Annotated in this window: 17 protein-coding genes; 13 read left to right on the forward strand and 4 right to left on the reverse strand. The window is 71.7% G+C overall.

All coding sequences use genetic code 11. The annotated features are described in order from the left end of the window. Positions 1-118 precede the first annotated feature (118 nt). From SMA5143A_RS36970 to SMA5143A_RS36985, 4 genes are all read left to right on the forward strand, one after another. Positions 119-1,105 carry a glycosyltransferase family 4 protein gene (locus SMA5143A_RS36970; RefSeq protein ID WP_375136593.1) on the forward strand — a complete coding sequence of 329 codons (987 nt, stop codon included), beginning with the start codon at positions 119-121 and terminating at the stop codon, positions 1,103-1,105. Between the two features lie 116 nt (positions 1,106-1,221). Next, positions 1,222-1,584, forward strand: a complete 363-nt coding sequence (locus tag SMA5143A_RS36975; RefSeq protein WP_146194011.1) for a hypothetical protein — start codon at positions 1,222-1,224, stop codon at positions 1,582-1,584. Positions 1,585-1,680: 96 nt separating this feature from the next. Then, complete coding sequence (locus tag SMA5143A_RS36980) at positions 1,681-2,346, forward strand: hypothetical protein (protein WP_107467182.1); 666 nt, start codon at positions 1,681-1,683, stop codon at positions 2,344-2,346. A 531-nt stretch (positions 2,347-2,877) separates the two neighbouring features. Further along, positions 2,878-3,666, forward strand: a complete 789-nt coding sequence (locus SMA5143A_RS36985; RefSeq protein WP_107467183.1) for a hypothetical protein — start codon at positions 2,878-2,880, stop codon at positions 3,664-3,666. A gap of 58 nt (positions 3,667-3,724) precedes the next feature. Here SMA5143A_RS36985 and SMA5143A_RS36990 read toward each other — a convergent pair whose 3' ends face one another. Beyond that, positions 3,725-4,507 carry an alpha/beta hydrolase gene (locus SMA5143A_RS36990; protein WP_107467184.1) on the reverse strand — a complete coding sequence of 261 codons (783 nt, stop codon included), beginning with the start codon at positions 4,505-4,507 and terminating at the stop codon, positions 3,725-3,727. A 187-nt stretch (positions 4,508-4,694) separates the two neighbouring features. Between SMA5143A_RS36990 and SMA5143A_RS36995 the strand changes: the two genes are divergently transcribed. Together SMA5143A_RS36995 and SMA5143A_RS37000 are read left to right on the forward strand one after the other, a co-directional pair. Continuing rightward, on the forward strand, positions 4,695-5,660 hold the full coding sequence (locus tag SMA5143A_RS36995) for a DUF1152 domain-containing protein (protein ID WP_107467185.1): 966 nt from the start codon (positions 4,695-4,697) through the stop codon (positions 5,658-5,660). A gap of 29 nt (positions 5,661-5,689) precedes the next feature. Next, on the forward strand, positions 5,690-6,673 hold the full coding sequence (locus SMA5143A_RS37000; RefSeq protein WP_107467186.1) for an aldo/keto reductase: 984 nt from the start codon (positions 5,690-5,692) through the stop codon (positions 6,671-6,673). A gap of 156 nt (positions 6,674-6,829) precedes the next feature. Here the strand turns inward: SMA5143A_RS37000 and SMA5143A_RS37005 are convergent, their stop codons facing one another. Beyond that, positions 6,830-7,294, reverse strand: coding sequence for a hypothetical protein (locus SMA5143A_RS37005; protein WP_107467187.1), 465 nt, complete (start codon positions 7,292-7,294; stop codon positions 6,830-6,832). A 181-nt stretch (positions 7,295-7,475) separates the two neighbouring features. Between SMA5143A_RS37005 and SMA5143A_RS37010 the strand changes: the two genes are divergently transcribed. The 3 genes from SMA5143A_RS37010 (at position 7,476) to SMA5143A_RS37020 (ending at position 10,176) form a co-directional block, all read left to right on the forward strand. Further along, positions 7,476-8,840 carry an FAD-dependent oxidoreductase gene (locus SMA5143A_RS37010; RefSeq protein ID WP_107467188.1) on the forward strand — a complete coding sequence of 455 codons (1,365 nt, stop codon included), beginning with the start codon at positions 7,476-7,478 and terminating at the stop codon, positions 8,838-8,840. Positions 8,841-8,995: 155 nt separating this feature from the next. Then, positions 8,996-9,526: a GNAT family N-acetyltransferase gene (locus SMA5143A_RS37015; RefSeq protein ID WP_181362202.1), complete on the forward strand. Its 531-nt coding sequence runs from the start codon at positions 8,996-8,998 to the stop codon at positions 9,524-9,526. Between the two features lie 29 nt (positions 9,527-9,555). After that, positions 9,556-10,176 (forward strand): L-threonylcarbamoyladenylate synthase, encoded by a 621-nt coding sequence (locus tag SMA5143A_RS37020; RefSeq protein WP_055511653.1) that lies wholly within the window; start codon positions 9,556-9,558, stop codon positions 10,174-10,176. 55 nt (positions 10,177-10,231) lie between these two features. On the opposite strand, the gene SMA5143A_RS37025 is transcribed toward SMA5143A_RS37020, so the two are convergent. Together SMA5143A_RS37025 and SMA5143A_RS37030 are read right to left on the reverse strand one after the other, a co-directional pair. Continuing rightward, on the reverse strand, positions 10,232-11,341 hold the full coding sequence (locus SMA5143A_RS37025) for a DUF6745 domain-containing protein (protein ID WP_181362203.1): 1,110 nt from the start codon (positions 11,339-11,341) through the stop codon (positions 10,232-10,234). A gap of 46 nt (positions 11,342-11,387) precedes the next feature. Continuing rightward, on the reverse strand, positions 11,388-11,714 hold the full coding sequence (locus SMA5143A_RS37030; protein ID WP_055710768.1) for a hypothetical protein: 327 nt from the start codon (positions 11,712-11,714) through the stop codon (positions 11,388-11,390). Positions 11,715-11,992: 278 nt separating this feature from the next. Between SMA5143A_RS37030 and SMA5143A_RS37035 the strand changes: the two genes are divergently transcribed. The 4 genes from SMA5143A_RS37035 (at position 11,993) to SMA5143A_RS37050 (ending at position 16,390) form a co-directional block, all read left to right on the forward strand. Continuing rightward, on the forward strand, positions 11,993-12,961 hold the full coding sequence (locus SMA5143A_RS37035) for an STM4015 family protein (protein WP_107467190.1): 969 nt from the start codon (positions 11,993-11,995) through the stop codon (positions 12,959-12,961). Positions 12,962-13,009: 48 nt separating this feature from the next. After that, complete coding sequence (locus SMA5143A_RS37040) at positions 13,010-14,176, forward strand: STM4014 family protein (protein WP_107467191.1); 1,167 nt, start codon at positions 13,010-13,012, stop codon at positions 14,174-14,176. 70 nt (positions 14,177-14,246) lie between these two features. Next, positions 14,247-15,053, forward strand: a complete 807-nt coding sequence (locus SMA5143A_RS37045; RefSeq protein WP_107467212.1) for an STM4013/SEN3800 family hydrolase — start codon at positions 14,247-14,249, stop codon at positions 15,051-15,053. Continuing rightward, positions 15,050-16,390 (forward strand): STM4012 family radical SAM protein, encoded by a 1,341-nt coding sequence (locus SMA5143A_RS37050; protein ID WP_107467192.1) that lies wholly within the window; start codon positions 15,050-15,052, stop codon positions 16,388-16,390. Before SMA5143A_RS37045 ends, SMA5143A_RS37050 begins: the two co-directional genes overlap by 4 nt. The last annotated feature ends 3 nt before the right edge of the window (positions 16,391-16,393 follow it).

The raw sequence follows: 16,393 nt of genomic DNA on the forward strand, positions 1-16,393 counted from the left end.
CCCGGCTGCGTCCGACTCGCGCATGCCTTTTCCGGCCCCGTTCACTCAAGCCCCAAGTCTGTCCATCGCGGCCCGGGTGTACGGCTATCCACCGGCTCACAACGCGGGGTCCGAGTGGATGCTCCACTCGATGCTCCGCCCACTGGTCGAACGCGGCCACCGGGTGACGGTCTGGCTGTCCCACCCCGGAAGCATCGAGAAGAGCTACGAGATCGACGGCGTGTGCGTCATCCCGTACCAGGAAGGCACCGACTTCGCCGCCGCCGCCCAGAAGGCGGATGTGCTCCTGTCCCACTACGAGAACGTCCCCCTGGTGACAGGTCTGGCCCAGGCCCGGCAGATCCCCGTGGTCGTGATCTGCCACGACAACTTCGCGACGACCTTCCACAACGCGGCAGGCGCCGACCTGCTCGTCTACAACAGTGAATGGATCAGGCGCGACGGGGAGATCTTCTACGCTCGGTACCCTCAGGAATTCCTGCCCAGAAGCACCCTCGTGGTCCGCCCTCCGGTGATCGCGGACCACTACCGGACCCAGCCGGGCGACTGCGCGACCTTGGTGAATCTCAACCCCGACAAGGGCGGCGACCTCTTCTGGCAGATCGCGGCCTGGACCCCGGACTGGCATTTCCTGGGCGTCCGCGGCGCCTACGGACAGCAGATCCTACCGCCGCCCCGACTGGCCAACTGCGAGGTCGCCGAGAGCGTTCCGGGGTCGGACATGCGGGGACACGTCTACAGCCGCTCGCGGGTGATCCTCATGCCCAGCCTGTACGAGTCCTGGGGACGGGTGGCGGTGGAAGCGTTCGCGTCCGGCATCCCGGTCATCGCCCACCCCACCCCCGGACTGGTCGAATCCCTCGGAGAGGCGGGCATCTTCGCCTACCGCGACGACGTGAACGCCTGGATCCACGCCTTGATGGTGCTGCGGGACCCGCGGAACTGGGCGGCCGCATCCCGCCGGGCGAAGGCGCGCTCCGACGAACTGACCAAGAACCTCGACCTCGACATCTGGTGCGACGCCGTCGAGTCGTTGGGCGACGCACGGCGGCCGACACCGCTGCGCGCGGCGGTGTCGGCACGCCACCTGCGGCCCTCTTCCTGACCACCCGGCCGGCCCGGAGCAGGAGATCCCCGCTGCCGAGGAGGTGATGAGCCACACACCTGGACAACGCCCCGGAGACCCAAGCAAGTCACCCGGTTCACACGAAAGGAAAGGCAATGGCCATTGAGTTCAGGACAGTGACGTTCAAGGTGGACTCCGTCCCCATGGCGGCACCCACCGAAGTGATGGAGAACTTCTATCTCAAGGGGAAGGTACGCAGGATCGACGGCAGGCCGGTCATGAACGTGGCACTGCAGTCGTTCTCGGTGGAGGTGCTTGAGAACGGGAACCCGAGCCACACTTTCATGTCGCTCGACAAGGTGTCCGTGGAATCCGTCACCCCCGCGAGCTCGGAGTACGACGGTTGCATCAAGCTGACCATCTGGCGTCGCAACCACCCCGACACCTCGAAGCTCGTCAACTGGAGGTTCAAGTACACCGTCACCGCGCTCGTCATCGCTGACATCGTCAGCGCCTGACCCGGCAAGGCCGTCCGGCAGACGCGACCGTCGGCCGGACGGCCTTCGCCACGCCCGCCCCACCCCTGCGGGCAACGTGACACCTCAGGAGGAGCCGTGCACATCACCGTCGTCATGCCCTTCCGGCCGCAACCCAGCCGGGAGTACGCCCATGACATCAGCGTCGCCCACTGGCGTCGTCTGCTGCCGTCCGTCCCCGTGACGAACGTCGACACCGGCGACGAGCCGTTCAACTCCGCCGCCTGCCGGAACGCGGGCGTATACGGGGCCGCACAGTCCGAGGCCGACGTCGTCGTCATCGCCGATGCCGACACCCTGGTCGCGGAACGACCGCTGTGGCAGGCGATCGAGGGCGCCACGAGGAGCGGCCTCGTCCACCTCCCGTACACCGAATACCGGGCTCTCGGCGCCGAAGGCAGTGCCCAGTATCGCGCGGGTGTACCGCTGCACGACTGCGCCGCCGTCACCGTCCCGGGCGCGTGCAGTGGGATCTACGTGACCACTCCGGAGACCTGGTGGGCCCACGGCGGACAGGACGAGCGGTTCCGCGGCTGGGGGTTCGAGGACGCCGCCTGGGAACTGGCCCACACCACCCTCCTCGGCGCACCCCCCGTCCGCCACGAGGGCAACGTCTACTCCCTGCACCACTCACCGGCGGCCAAAGAAGGTCCGCAGTACGAGGCCAACGCCGCGCTGTGCCACCGGTACCACCAGGCGGCGAACGACCCCACCGCCATGCGCGCCCTCATCGAAGGCCGGTGACGCCGCGCCAAGGCGTTGTGTACGTGCTGACACCGGCGCGGCCACGAGCGCCCGCCCCCCGACCTGTCCAAGAGGACGGAAGATCCCGGCCCGCTCACGGGCGTGTACGACCCCAACTCGCCGTCGCCGCCCAGCTCGACAGCAACTACAGGCAGGCCCTGCCAACCTGCGGATGACGGCCTCGTCCGCGAGGATCGAGCGTAGGCCGGGTGAACAGTGCGGGGTGAGACGCCGCAGGCGCGGCCGGCCCAGGCCAGCGGCCGGGATCCGGCCGAGGAGACGGGCCAGGACCGTCTCGCCGTCGGGGTGGTCGAGCAGGCGGACGACGATGCTGAGCGATGCGGCTGCCGCACATCAGCGTGCTCAGGGGCCAACTGCCGCGCACAGTCACACGAGGGACAGTCGACCCGCTGAGGGAGCCTCACTCACCGACCGTGTTCGGGTTTACGTTCGATGACTTCCGGTCATCGTCCGGTGGCGGGCGTCGCGGGCACACCTTCGCCTGGCGCGTTTCGGTGAGGAGGTGCTCGGGTGAGCACGGACGGAACCGTCACCGTGCCCCTGCGGGACAGGGTGGCGACAGCACAGCGGGATCAGGACGCGCGCACGGTCATGCGGCTGCGCCTGGGGGTCGGGATCATCGGTGTCCTGTTACCCCTGGCGCTGCCGCTCGGCAACTGGATCGCCGCGCTGCTCGACGGCCGTACCGGGGACGACGTGTGGCCCGGTTCGATGAGCGGCGCGTACCACACGAGTACCCGGGACGTCTTCGTCGGCAGCCTCTGCGCCCTCGGGACCTTCCTGATCATCTACCGCTTCAATTGGGTGAACGACCTGATGGGGACGGTCGCCGGGTGCTGCGCACTCGGTGTCGCCCTCTTCCCGACGGCACCCGGTTCCGGCGCGGACTCCGGGCAGCTGACGGCCTCGGTGATCCATCTGGTCTTCGCCGTCGGGCTGTTGACCTCGATGGCCGGGTTCTGCCTGCTGATGTACTGGGCGCCCGGCATCAAGGACCGGTCGTACGTCCGGCGGCCCTATCGGGTGGCCGGTGTGCTGATCCTCGTCTTCATGGCGTTGGCGGGCGCGGCGGCCGTCACCGGGGTCGGCGACGACTGGGCGGTCACGCCCCTCTACCTGTGCGAGTGGCTGTCGGTGTGGTCCTTCGGCTTCGCGTGGACGGGGGCGGCGCTGTCCCTCGCCGAGGACATCGGCCGGCTGTCGAGGACGAGGGCCGTGGTCGGTGCCGTACTGCGGTGGTTGCGGTCGCCCGGCGGACCGCTCGGCCGGGGGAGGTCGCGGTCGCGTCCGGCGGTCTGAGCCCGGCCGCACGGGCGGTGTGTCTCGCCGCCCGGGGTGCGGGCGGCGAGGCACGGCGTCAGACTCGGGCTCCCGTGAGGAAGCGGTCCAGCGTGGCGGTCAGTTCGGCCGGCTTCTCGACGGGGAGCTCGTGGCCGGCGTCCAGGATGCGCACCTCGGCGTCCGGGTAGGCCTTCGCCATGCGCAGCATCTGGGAGACGGGCAGCTGGATGTCGTGGTAGCCGTGGACGAGGAGGGTGGGGACGCGGATCTCGCCGAGCCGGTCCAGGACGTCGAAGGCGCGCATGGCGCCGTACAGGGTCATGACGACCTCGCGCGGGGTCGCCGAGGAGGCGCGGATGTACTCACGGATCTCCTCGCGCGGGTAGCCGGGGGCGAAGGCGCGCTGGATGTTGGCGGCGACGAACAGTTTGAACGGCACCCGGGTCGAGACGGCCATGAGCAGGCCCCGGCCGCGGCTGTAGGTCATCCGGCTGATGGAGTTGACCAGCACCAGGCGCTCCACGCGGTCGGGGTGGGCGAGGGCGATGGTCTGGGAGATCATGCCGCCCATGGAGTGGCCGACGAGGACGAACCGCTCGACCTCCAGGTGGTCGAGGAGCGCGAGGACGTCGTCGGCCAGTTCCGCGATGGTGCGCACCCCGGCGCCGGTGCTCTCGCCGTGCCCGCGCAGGTCGAGGCGGATCACCCGGCGCTTCTCGGAGAAGTGGGCGAGCTGGTGGTCCCAGCGGTGGCGGTTCGCCGTCCAGCCGTGGATGAACACCAGGGGCACCCCGTCGCCGTCGCGGGGGCCCTCGTCGTCGTACGTCAGGCTCGCTCCGGCGACTTCGAGCTGCGGCATGGGTGCCTCCTGGATACGCTCCGGTTACTGCCCGGTACGGTAACCGCAGGTGCGGCCCTTCGTCACCGTCGTGAGCGGGGGAAAACCGAGGTCCGTGGTTCTCCGGCGCCCTCCGGCCGACGCCCGCCGTGACCGGCCGTCGGGAAATCCCGGGCCCCGGGGCCGGTGCCCCTGCTAGCTTCCCCCGGTGTTCTCCCTCCACGAGCCCGCGTTCTTCACCCGGCTGAACGACGCCCGGCGTGTCCTCGTCGCCGGCGCCGGCGGCGGTTTCGACGTCTACGCCGGTCTGCCGCTGGCCCTCGCCCTGCGCTCGGCGGGCAAGGAGGTGCACCTCGCCAATCTCTCGTTCGCCGATCTCTTCGGCCTCGACCTCGACGTCTGGGTGGAACAGGACGTCGCCGCCATCGGCCCCGACACCGCCTCCCGCGGCGACTACTTCCCCGAGCGCACCCTCGCCCGGTGGCTCGACCTGCACGGGATGCCCGCCACGGTGTACGCCTTCTCCCGTACGGGTGTGGCGCCTCTCAGGGACGCCTACCGGGCGCTCCTGGACCGTCTGGGCGGTGTGGACGCGATCGTGCTGGTGGACGGCGGCACCGACATCCTGATGCGCGGCGACGAGCACGGGCTCGGCACACCGGAGGAGGACATGGCGAGCCTCGGCGCCGTCGCCGGTCTGGAGGAGGTCCCGGACCGGCTGGTGGCGTGCCTCGGCTTCGGTGTGGACGCCTACCACGGGGTCAACCACGCGCTGGTCCTGGAGAACCTGGCGGCACTCGACCGGGACGGCGCCTATCTGGGCGCGTTCTCGCTGCCGCGCGACAGCCGTGAGGGCGCCCTGTACCTGGACGCGGTGGCCCACGCCCAGCGGTGCACCCCGGAGTATCCGAGCATCGTCAACGGTTCCGTGGCGGCGGCCGTGCGCGGCGACTTCGGGGACGTCCGGTTCACCGAGCGGACCCGCGACAGCGAACTGTTCGTCAATCCGCTGATGGCCCTGTACTTCTGTGTGGACGCCGTCGGTCTCGCCCGCCGCAACCTCTATCTCGACCGACTGGACAAGACCGTCCTCACCCGGCAGATCAGCTCCGTCATCGAGCGGTTCCGGGACGAACTGCCCCGGCAGCGCCGACCGCGTGCCTTCCCGCACTGAGCAGGGGGAACGGATGACAGACTGGCCGCATGGAAGAACGCGCATTCGGTAGGTCGGGTCAGCACGCGTCCGTGGTCGGGCTCGGTACATGGCAGCTGGGCGCCGACTGGGGAGACGTCGACGACAAGGAGGCCCTGACGGTCCTGGAGGCGGCGGCCGAGGCGGGGGTGACCTTCTTCGACACCGCCGACGTCTACGGCGACGGGCGCAGCGAGCAGACCATCGCCACGTTCCTGCGCAGCCGGCAGGACCTTCATGTGTTCGTCGCGACGAAGATGGGCCGCCGCGTGGCCCAGATCCCCGAGAACTACGTCCTCGACAACTTCCGGGCCTGGAACGACCGCTCCCGCCGCAACCTCGGCGTGGACCGTCTCGACCTGGTGCAGCTGCACTGCCCGCCCACCCCGGTCTACTCCTCCGACGAGGTGTTCGACGCGCTCGACACCCTCGTCGAGGAGGAGCGCATCGCCGCGTACGGCGTCAGCGTGGAGACCTGCGCGGAGGCGCTGACCGCGATCGCCCGGCCGAACGTGGCGAGCGTGCAGATCATCCTCAACCCGTTCCGGATGAAGCCGCTCCTGGAGGTCCTCCCGGCCGCCGAGAAGGCGGGCGTCGCCGTCATCGCCCGGGTGCCGCTGGCCTCGGGGCTGCTGTCGGGCAAGTACACCAAGGACACGGTCTTCGCGGAGAACGACCACCGTACCTACAACCGGCACGGCGAGTCCTTCGACCAGGGCGAGACCTTCTCCGGTGTCGACTACGAGACGGGCGTCGAGGCCGCGGTGGAGTTCGCCGGGCTGGCCCCCGAGGGTTTCGCCCCGGCCCAGTTGGCGCTGCGCTGGATCATCCAGCTGCCGGGGGTCACGACCGTGATCCCGGGCGCCCGCACGCCTGAGCAGGCGCGGGCCAACGCGGCCGCCGCCGCGCTGCCGGCGCTCTCGGACGAGACGCTCACCGCGATCCGGGACCTGTACGACCGGCGCGTCAAGGACCAGGTCGAGGGCCGCTGGTAGGACCGACCGCCCGGCGCCGCGGTGGAGTCGCGCCGGTGGGCAGTCACGCAGACGCCAGGGAGGCGGCGCTCTCGCCGCCTCCCTGGCGTCGGTACGTCACCGCTGCCGCGATGTGCGGCTTGGTGCCGCCCTGTGCGGGCGTCGTGCGGGTGGACGTCAGATGCGTCCGCCGGTGAGCCGGGTCAGCGGGCCGTGCACATGGCGTTCCGACCGGCGTCCGGCCAGGTAGGAGGCGGCGGTCAGCGCGGTCAGCCCCGCGCCCACACCCGCGGCGACGAGCTTGCGGTGGGCGAGCACGGTCACCGCCGTCTTGGCGGTCGCGGCCACCTGACCGGAGGCCTGGACGACCGCCTGGCGGCCCGCCTCGACACCCTTGACCGCGCTGTGCACGGCGCTGTTCGCGGTGTCGGCCGCGCGTCCGGCCCCGTTCTTGGCGGCTGACGCGGTGTCACCCGCCTTGTCGGCGGCCTTCTTGGCGGTCCCGGTGGCCGGGGCGGTCGCCTTGCCGGCGGTCCGGCGCGCCTTGGCGGCGGCCGTCTCGGCGGACGAGGTGCTCTCGTTGGTGTCGTTGTTGGTTCGGCTCATGGAATCCGCGTTGCCGTTCACCGCGCGGGCAAACACATCGCGTCCACATCCATGGCCGACGCCCTGGTCGGGCGCGGGCCCCGTCGCCCGCCGGGGGCACCCCCATGCCATAAGATCGGCTTATGAGGTCATAGACCCGACCCGCGTACCAGGTAAGGGTTGCCTTAGTTTAGGGTTGCCGTCGAGTCGCTTGTCTCCGCTCGAAGGGAACCTGAACATGCCCCGCCCTCTGCGGGTAGCCATTGTCGGAGCCGGCCCGGCCGGTATCTACGCCGCCGACGCGCTGCTGAAGTCCGGCGTTGCCGCCGAGCCCGGTGTCTCCATCGACCTCTTCGAGCGGATGCCCGCCCCGTTCGGACTGATCCGCTACGGCGTGGCCCCCGACCACCCCCGCATCAAGGGCATCATCACCGCCCTGCACCAGGTGCTCGACAAGCCGCAGATCCGTCTCTTCGGCAACGTCGACTACCCTTCGGACATCAGCCTCGACGACCTGCGCGCCTTCTACGACGCGGTGATCTTCTCCACGGGTGCCACGGCCGACCGGGCGCTCGACATCCCCGGCATCGACCTCGACGGCTCGTACGGCGCGGCCGACTTCGTCTCCTGGTACGACGGCCACCCGGACGTGCCGCGCACCTGGCCGCTGAAGGCAGAGAAGGTCGCCGTCCTCGGCGTCGGCAATGTCGCGCTGGACGTGGCCCGCGTCCTCGCCAAGACGGCCGACGAGCTGCTGCCGACGGAGATCCCGCCGAACGTCCACGACGGTCTGAAGGCCAACAAGGCGCTGGAGGTCCACGTCTTCGGCCGACGCGGCCCCGCGCAGGCCAAGTTCTCCCCGATGGAGCTGCGGGAGCTGGACCACTCCCCCAACATCGAGGTCATCGTCGACCCCGAGGACATCGACTACGACGAGGGCTCGATCGCGACCCGGCGCGGCAACAAGCAGGCCGACATGGTCGCCAAGACCCTGGAGAACTGGGCGATCCGCGACATCGGCGACCGCCCGCACAAGCTGTTCCTGCACTTCTTCGAGTCCCCCACCGAGATCCTCGGCGAGGACGGCAAGGTCGTCGGTCTGCGCACCGAGCGCACGGCTCTGGACGGCACCGGCAATGTCAAGGGCACCGGCGAGTTCAAGGACTGGGACGTCACCGCGGTCTACCGCGCGGTCGGTTACCTCTCCGACAAGCTGCCCAAGCTGCCCTGGGACCTCGAGTCGGGCACCGTCCCGGACGCGGGCGGCCGGGTGGTCCAGGAGACCGGCGAGCACCTGACGTCGACGTATGTCACCGGCTGGATCCGGCGCGGTCCCGTCGGCCTCATCGGGCACACCAAGGGCGACGCCAACGAGACGGTCGCCAACCTGCTGGACGACTTCGCCAACGGCCGTCTTCAGGAGCCCTCCGCCCCGGCGCCTGAGGCCGTGGACGCCTTCCTCGCGGAGCGCGAGGTGCGCTTCACGACGTGGGAGGGCTGGTACAAGCTGGACGCCGCCGAGAAGGCGCTGGGCGAGCCGCAGGGCCGCGAGCGCGTGAAGATCGTCGAGCGTGAGGACATGCTGCGGGAGAGCGGCGCGTAAGGCTCCGCCGGGGGACCTGGGGGGACTGCGGACCGTGGTTCGGCTACGGATCGTCTGTGGCTGGTCGCGCAGTTCCCCGCGCCCCTGGGAGCGGACGTCGCCCCTTGAGAAAAGGGTGCGCGGCGGTGGCGTGGGAGTGTCTAGGCTTCTGCGGCGTGGACGACGTGACTGAAGGACTGCGGATACGGCCGGGCGCCCTCACCGACGCGCCGGCCGTGCTGGACATGCTCGACGGGGCCGTGGCCTGGATGAACGCCCGGGGCAACACCGAGCAGTGGGGCACGATCCCGTACTCGCGGCGGCCCGACGGGGTGGAGCGGATCGAGCGGTACATGACGGAGAACGCCCCGCACATCGCGGAGCGGGACGGCACTCCGGTCGGCGCGCTGGTCCTGGACTCCGGGCCCAGCCCGCAGATGCCGATCGCCCCCGCCGAGGAGCCCGAGGTGTACGTACGGCTGCTGATCTCCGACCGGAGACTGGCCGGACAGGGCATCGGGGCGGCCCTGCTCGCCCACGCCGTCGAGGAGACCCGGCGGGCCGGTGTGGAGCTGCTGCGGGTCGACTGCTGGGCGGGCGGCGGAGGCGAACTCGTCGCGTTCTACGAGCGCAACGGCTTCACACCCACCGACCGCTTCCTGTCCGGCACCTGGCCGGGACAGGTACTGGCCCGGCGGGTCCGCTGACGGGCCCCGCGGAGGCATAAGCTCGGAAGATGGCCAAGTACATCGACGTGCACCCCGACAACCCCCAGCCGCGCGCCATCGGGCAGGTGGCCGAGAGCGTCCGTCAGGGTGGGCTGATCGTCTATCCGACGGACTCGTGTTTCGCGCTGGGCTGCCAGCTGGGCAGTCGTGACGGCATCGAGCGGATCCGTACGATCCGCCGGCTCGACGACCGCCACCACTTCACCCTCGTGTGCCAGAACTTCGCCCAGCTGGGCCAGTTCGTGCACGTCGACAACGACGTGTTCCGCGCCGTCAAGGCGTCGACGCCCGGCAGCTACACGTTCATCCTCCCCGCCACCCGGGAGGTGCCGCGCAAGCTGCTCCACCCGAAGAAACGAACCGTCGGAGTGCGCATCCCCGACCACCGGGTGGCCCAGGCCCTGCTCGCGGAGCTGGGCGAGCCGCTGGTCTCCAGCACCCTGCTGCTCCCCGACGAGGAGGAGCCGCTGACGCAGGGCTGGGAGATCAAGGAACGGCTCGATCACCAGGTCGACGCCGTGGTGGACTCCGGGGACTGCGGCACGGAGCCCACGACCGTGATCGACTTCTCCAGCGGCGAGGCCGAGATCATCCGCAAGGGAGCGGGCGACGTCTCCCGCTTCGAATGACCGGGGCGACGGTTGACGTGACCGGGGCGGGCGGCGGGCGCCGCGTGGCGGGGGCTCAGGTCTGGCGCAGCGGCTCGTACTCCTCGGCGCTGAGCCCGAACGTCCAGGCCACTCCCTCGCGGGCCGTCCGCGTCGCCGGGGGCACCCGGAGCCAGTAGGTGCGGCTCGTGCCGTCGGGCTCCGGGGTGGAGTTGACGACCTCCACCATCACCACGTCCTCGTCGCCGGGCAGTTCCACGCGCCAGAGCACACCCGTCTCGTCCCGGTCCACCGGCTTCGCGCCCGACTCCTCCAGGTAGCGGTCGTAGCCGTAGTGCTCCAGCATGACCCGGCGCAGCTCGGCGTTCTCCTCGTCGCGGATGCGCGCGGGCGTCAGCGTGGCCAGGGAGTCGAGGAACTCGCCCGGCACGGGCAGCCCGCGCCAGGCGTGCAGGGCGAAGCCGTCGGAGTAGGCGAGGGCGGGGCCGTCACCCCGGTCCAGCCGGCCCGCCTCGTCCCGGTGCAGCTCGGTGGGGCGCTCGGCGACGACCGCCACGGTCTCGTAGGGCCACCACCAGCCCGCCGTGCGGGCGACCTCGGCGAGTCCGTCGAGGCCCGGGTGCGGGCCCGTCGTCGCGAGTCCGGCGCTCGTGTCGGGGGTGGGTCCGGTGTCGTTGGCGTCCAGGTCGTCGAAGGCGGCGAGCCAGGCCGCGTCGTGCTGGCCGAGGACCGCGTCCAGGAGGAGGAGGCGGACACGGGTCTCCTCCTTGCGGTCGTCCGGCGCCAGTGCCTCGACCACTCCGGTGCGGACACGGTCGACGAGCGGCCGGGTGGTCTCCCACAGGTCCGCGCCGGTCGCCCGCCAGTGGTCGCTCCACCCCGCCGGGCCCAGACGGGTGTGCAGCAGGCCGCGCGCGGCGGCGACCGGACGGTTGCGGACGGCGTCACGGACGCTCGCCCCGGTGCCGGTCACCGCCTCGCCGCCCTCGGTCGGTGTCCCCGACAGCAGGCGCACCGCCTCCAACGGCGAGCGGGCCCACACGATCCGCCCGGGCTCCGGCAGCCCGGCCCGCCGGTAGGCGAGCCGTACGCCCGCCTCGGTCCGTGCCCGGTCACCGGCTCCCGTGGCCGCCGCCACCGCACGCCAACTCGTCCGCTCCGTCACGCCGTTCCTCCTGGATGTCATGTCCGGTCCCGATGTCCTGTGCCCTGCCCCCGTCGGCCGCCGCCGTTCAGTCCGCGACGATCCGCACCGAGCCCGGCACGTACTCGCGCTGGCGCACGACCCGGTACCAGCCCTTCGGCAGGGAGATGGGCGCGTGCTCCTCGTGGACGACCCGGGCGCCCTCCGGGACGTGCAGCAGCATCGGGCCGAAGGCGTCCGTCTCGCGGATGAGGCGGCCCGGACCGACGACGGCGTGGGCGTGTCCGGTGACCTCGCCGAGGGCGAGGACGAGCCGGCCCCGTCCGTCGCGCGGTTCCGACGCGGCGTCACGCGCCGTGTCGGGCACGGCGGTCTCGGCGATCGGCGCGATGAGGACGTCTCCTTGCCGGTACATGGGTCTCCCTCCCGTCGGGGCACTCGCTGTGCTCCGGATGGAAAGGACCGTAGAGGCAGGCACTGACAATCGCCCCGGACGCGGTGTCCTCGGTCCTTCCTTCAGCGCCTGTTCACGGGGCCTGTCCACAGGGAACGGGGTCCGCTGTCCGCGTTGTCAGAGGGGCTTGGTAGAACTCCCCTACCCGACGGCGCCGTGCGCGTCCCGGGGAGCAACGGGGGGATCCGCGCACGGGCTCGGGTCCCGCCCACCGACATGGAACGAAGGGGCGGGCACACATGACCATCGGAAGCCACTTGCGGGAGTTCCACGACCTGCCCGTCGTCCAGTTCCCCGACTCGGTGAAGGGCCCCGAGGGCACCGGTCGGCTGCCCGCTCCGGGCGAGGTCGCCTGGTCCGTCGCCGTGGACTCGTACGAGAGCGACGAGGCGTGGGAGGACGCCTTCGCGCGGTTCCTCGCCTCGATCGACACCACGAAGGTGCGGGCGCTGGTCGTGGGCGCGTGGAGCGACGCGTACGACAGCGGGCCCGAGCCGGTGATCGAGGCCCTGGTGGCGGCGAAGGACCGGCTGCCCGCGCTGCGCGCGCTGTTCCTCGGCGACATCGTGATGGAGGAGTGTGAGATCTCCTGGATCAACCAGGGCGATGTCGGCCCGCTGCTCTCGGCCTTCACGGAGCTGGAGGAGTTCGGTGTGCGCGGCGGTCAGGGACTCGTGTTCCCGGCGCTGCGGCACGAGCGGCTGCGGAGGCTGACCGTCGAGACGGGCGGCATGCCCGTCGAGGCGGTGCGCGGTGTGGCGGCGAGCGATCTGCCGGCCCTCGTCCACCTCGACCTGTGGCTGGGCACGTCCGAGTACGGCGGTGACTCCGAGGTGGCCGACCTGGCGCCGATCCTGGCGGGCACCCGGCTGCCCTCCCTCCGGCATCTGGCGCTGCGCAACAGCGAGATGCAGGACGACATCTGCACGGCACTGGCCTCGGCCCCGGTGGTGGCCCGTCTGGAGGTCCTCGACGTGTCGATGGGCGTCCTCACCGACGACGGCGCGACCGCGCTGCTCACCGGGCAGCCGCTCACCCACCTCACGACGCTGGACCTTCACCACAACTACCTCAGCTCGGCGATACGCGACCGTCTGCGGGACTCCCTGGAGGCCGAGGGCGTCCAGGTCGACGTCGACCCGGACGACGCGGACTCCGACGAGGACGACGACGGCACGGTCTGGCGCTTCGTCGCGGTCGGCGAGTAACGCGGCGCGGCACAGGGTTTCGGGGGGTACGAGGTGAGGGGGGTCGGTGTGTCCGGTCGGACCGGCGCGGGTGCGGGCCCGTCCAGGTGGGCGGTCGTCGGCAACGGCGAGAACCGCCGGGTCGGGCTGTTCGTCGCGGCGGCCGAGGCCGCGGGCGTGGGGACGCCGCGGGTCGTCGAGTGGCGGGACGTCCTGCGCGACGGCGGCCACGCGTTCGCCGACGACGAGGTCGTACGGCTGGACTCGCCGGGCGAGGACGCCGAGGTGGACCGGCTGCTGCGGGGTGTCGACGATCCGACGCGTGTGGAGGGCTCGGCCACCTGGTACGGGCGTTTCCTGGACGCGGTCGGGTCGTTGCGGGGCGGGGTGCGGCTGGACGACCCGGCGGATCTGGCGGTGCTGTTCGACAAGCGGCTCTGCCACGCCCGGCTCGACGCGGCGGACGTCCCGGTGCCGCCCTCCCCCACCTCGGGGGACCGCACGGCGGTGCGCGGCTGGGACGACGTACGGGCGCTGATGCGGGAGCACGGCATGCCGCGTGTCTTCGTGAAGCCCGCGCACGGCTCCTCCGCGTCGGGTGTGCTGGCCGTCGAGTCGTCGGCGAGCGGCCGGATCCGGGCCACCACCTCGGTGGAGGTGGCGGCGGACGGCCGGCTGCGCGCCCCGCTCCGGCTGCACAACTCGCTACGGGTGCGCCGGTACACGGACGAACGCGAGATCGCCGGCATCGTCGACGCCCTGGCGCCGGACGGGCTGCACATCGAGCGGTGGCTGCCCAAGGCGTCCGCCCAGGGCAGGTCCGCGGATCTGCGGGTGCTGGTCGTGGCGGGCCGGGCCACCCACGCCGTGGTCCGCACCAGCCGCTTCCCGATGACCAATCTCCATCTCGGCGGCGCGCGGGGCGATCTGACGTCGGTCGTCGACGCGGCGGGCGACCGCTGGCGCCAGGCCCTCGACATCTGTGAGCGGGCCGCCGCGTGCTTCCCGGACACCCTGAGCGTCGGGGTGGATCTGCTCCCCGCCATCGGCTGGCGCCGGTTCGCCGTCGGCGAGGTCAACGCGTTCGGCGATCTGCTGCCCCGGCTGACCGGCCTGCCCGGCGGCCCCGCGGAGGGCCTGGACACCTACACGGCGCAGATCGCGGCCGTGCGGGGCCGGTTGCCGTCGGCGCTCTCGCACCACTTTCAGGCAAGGAAAGACCATGCACCCTTCTGACACGGCCCCCCGGCCGCCCGCGGCCGACGCCGAGCCCGGACCCCACGCCGAGCCCGTGCCCGTGCCCGACATGAACGAAGTGGTCGGCCGGGACGACCTGTTGCTGCTCACCCTCGACACCCTGCGGTACGACGTGGCGGTGGAGCTGGCCGCGGCCGGGCGGCTGCCGAACCTGGCGGCCCGTCTGCCCGGCGGTGTCTGGGAGAAGCGGCACGCGCCCGGCAGCTTCACCTACGCCTCGCACCAGGCGATGTTCGCGGGCTTCCTGCCGACCCCGGCGGCCCCGGGACCGCATCCCCGGTTGTTCGCGAGCCGGTTCGCCGGCAGTGAGACGACCGCGGGCCGCACCTTCGTCTTCGACACCCCCGACCTGGTGTCGGCGCTCGCCGGGCGCGGCTACCGCACGGTGTGCGTCGGCGGTGTCGGGTTCTTCAACAAGCAGGGCGCCCTCGGCAGCGTCCTGCCGGGCCTGTTCCAGGAGAGCCACTGGGAGCAGGAGTTCTCCGTCGCGTCCCCGACGTCCTTCGAGGCGCAGGTGGCCCGCGCCGAGGAGGTGGTGGCCGCGCTGCCCGACGAGCAGCGGCTGTTCCTGTTCCTCAACGCCTCGGCGCTGCACCAGCCGAACTGGTTCCATCTGCCGGGCGCCACCCGTGAGACGGGCGACAGCCTCGCCACGCACGCGGCGGCCCTGGAGTACATCGACCGGCACATCGGGCGGCTGTTCGCCGCGATGAGCGCGCGGCGACGCTGCTTCGCCGTCGTCTGCTCCGACCACGGGACGACCTACGGCGACGACGGCTACACCGGGCACCGGCTGGGCCACGAGGCCGTCTGGACCGTCCCCTACAGCCACTTCTTCCTGGAGCCGTCCGCATGACCGTGACCGCACCCCCCGTTCGCCCGTACCAGCACTACGTGTACGCCTATCCCCACAAGACGGCGTACCGCAGGCTGCCCGAGCGGCCCCGCCTCGCCGACCTGTGGGCGGGCGAGTCGAGGGCGGCCCTGTCGCTGTACGCGCACATACCGTTCTGCGAGGTGCGCTGCGGGTTCTGCAACCTGTTCACGCGGATCGGCGCCCCGGACGGGTTGACCGGGCGCTACCTCGACGCCCTGGAGCGGCAGGCGATCGCCGTCCGGGAGGCGCTCGGCGACACGGAGCCGGTGCGGTTCGCGAACGCCGCGTTCGGCGGTGGCACCCCGACATATCTGGAGGCCACCGAGCTGGAGCGGCTCTGCGACATCGCGGAGCGGCACATGGGCGCGGACCTGCGGGCGATCCCGCTGTCGGTGGAGGCGTCCCCCGCCACGGCGACCGCCGACCGGCTGTCCGTGCTGGCCGCACGGGGCACGACCCGGCTGAGCCTCGGCGTGCAGAGCTTCGTGGAGGAGGAGGCGCGCGCGGCCGTACGACCGCAGCGGCGTGCCGATGTGGAGGCGGCCCTGTCCCGCATCCGCGACACCGGCATCCCCGTCCTCAACATCGACCTGATCTACGGCATCGACGGGCAGACGGCGGCCAGTTGGCGACTCTCCCTGGACGCCGCCCTCGCCTGGCGGCCGGAGGAGATCTACCTGTACCCGCTGTACGTGCGGCCGTTGACCGGTCTGGGCCGGCACGCCGACCCCGCGACGGCGGACCGCGACTGGGACGAGGCCCGGCTGCGCCGCTACCGGGAGGGCCGCGACCACCTGCTCGCCCGGGGCTACGAGCAGGTGTCCATGCGGATGTTCCGCCGCGCGGACGCGCCGCCGCAGGGCCCGGACGACTACGCCTGCCAGACCGACGGCATGATCGGCCTGGGCTGCGGCGCCCGCTCGTACACGTCGAGGCTGCACTACTCCTTCGACTACGCGGTGGCCATGCGGGAGATCCGGGGCATCATCGACGACTACACCGCCACCGAGGACTTCGGGCGGGCCGTGCACGGCCGCGAGGTCGACGGTGACGAGGCGCGCCGCCGTCATCTGTTGCAGTCGCTGCTCCAGGCGCGGGGGTTGCCGGTGGCCGACTACCGGCGGCGATTCGGCGCCGACCCGTACGACGACTTCCCGGCGGAGCTGGAGCGGCTGGCCGCGCGCGGCTGGCTCGCCGGGGCGGGCGGGGAGGTGCTGAAGCTGTCCGACGAGGGGCTGGCGCACTCGGACGCCATCGGGCCCGACTTCTTCTCCCCCGCCGTTCGGGCCGCGATGGCCGACTACGAGCTGAAGTGACGG

The organism is Streptomyces sp. MA5143a, from assembly GCF_900290235.1.
Lineage (GTDB): Bacteria > Actinomycetota > Actinomycetes > Streptomycetales > Streptomycetaceae > Streptomyces.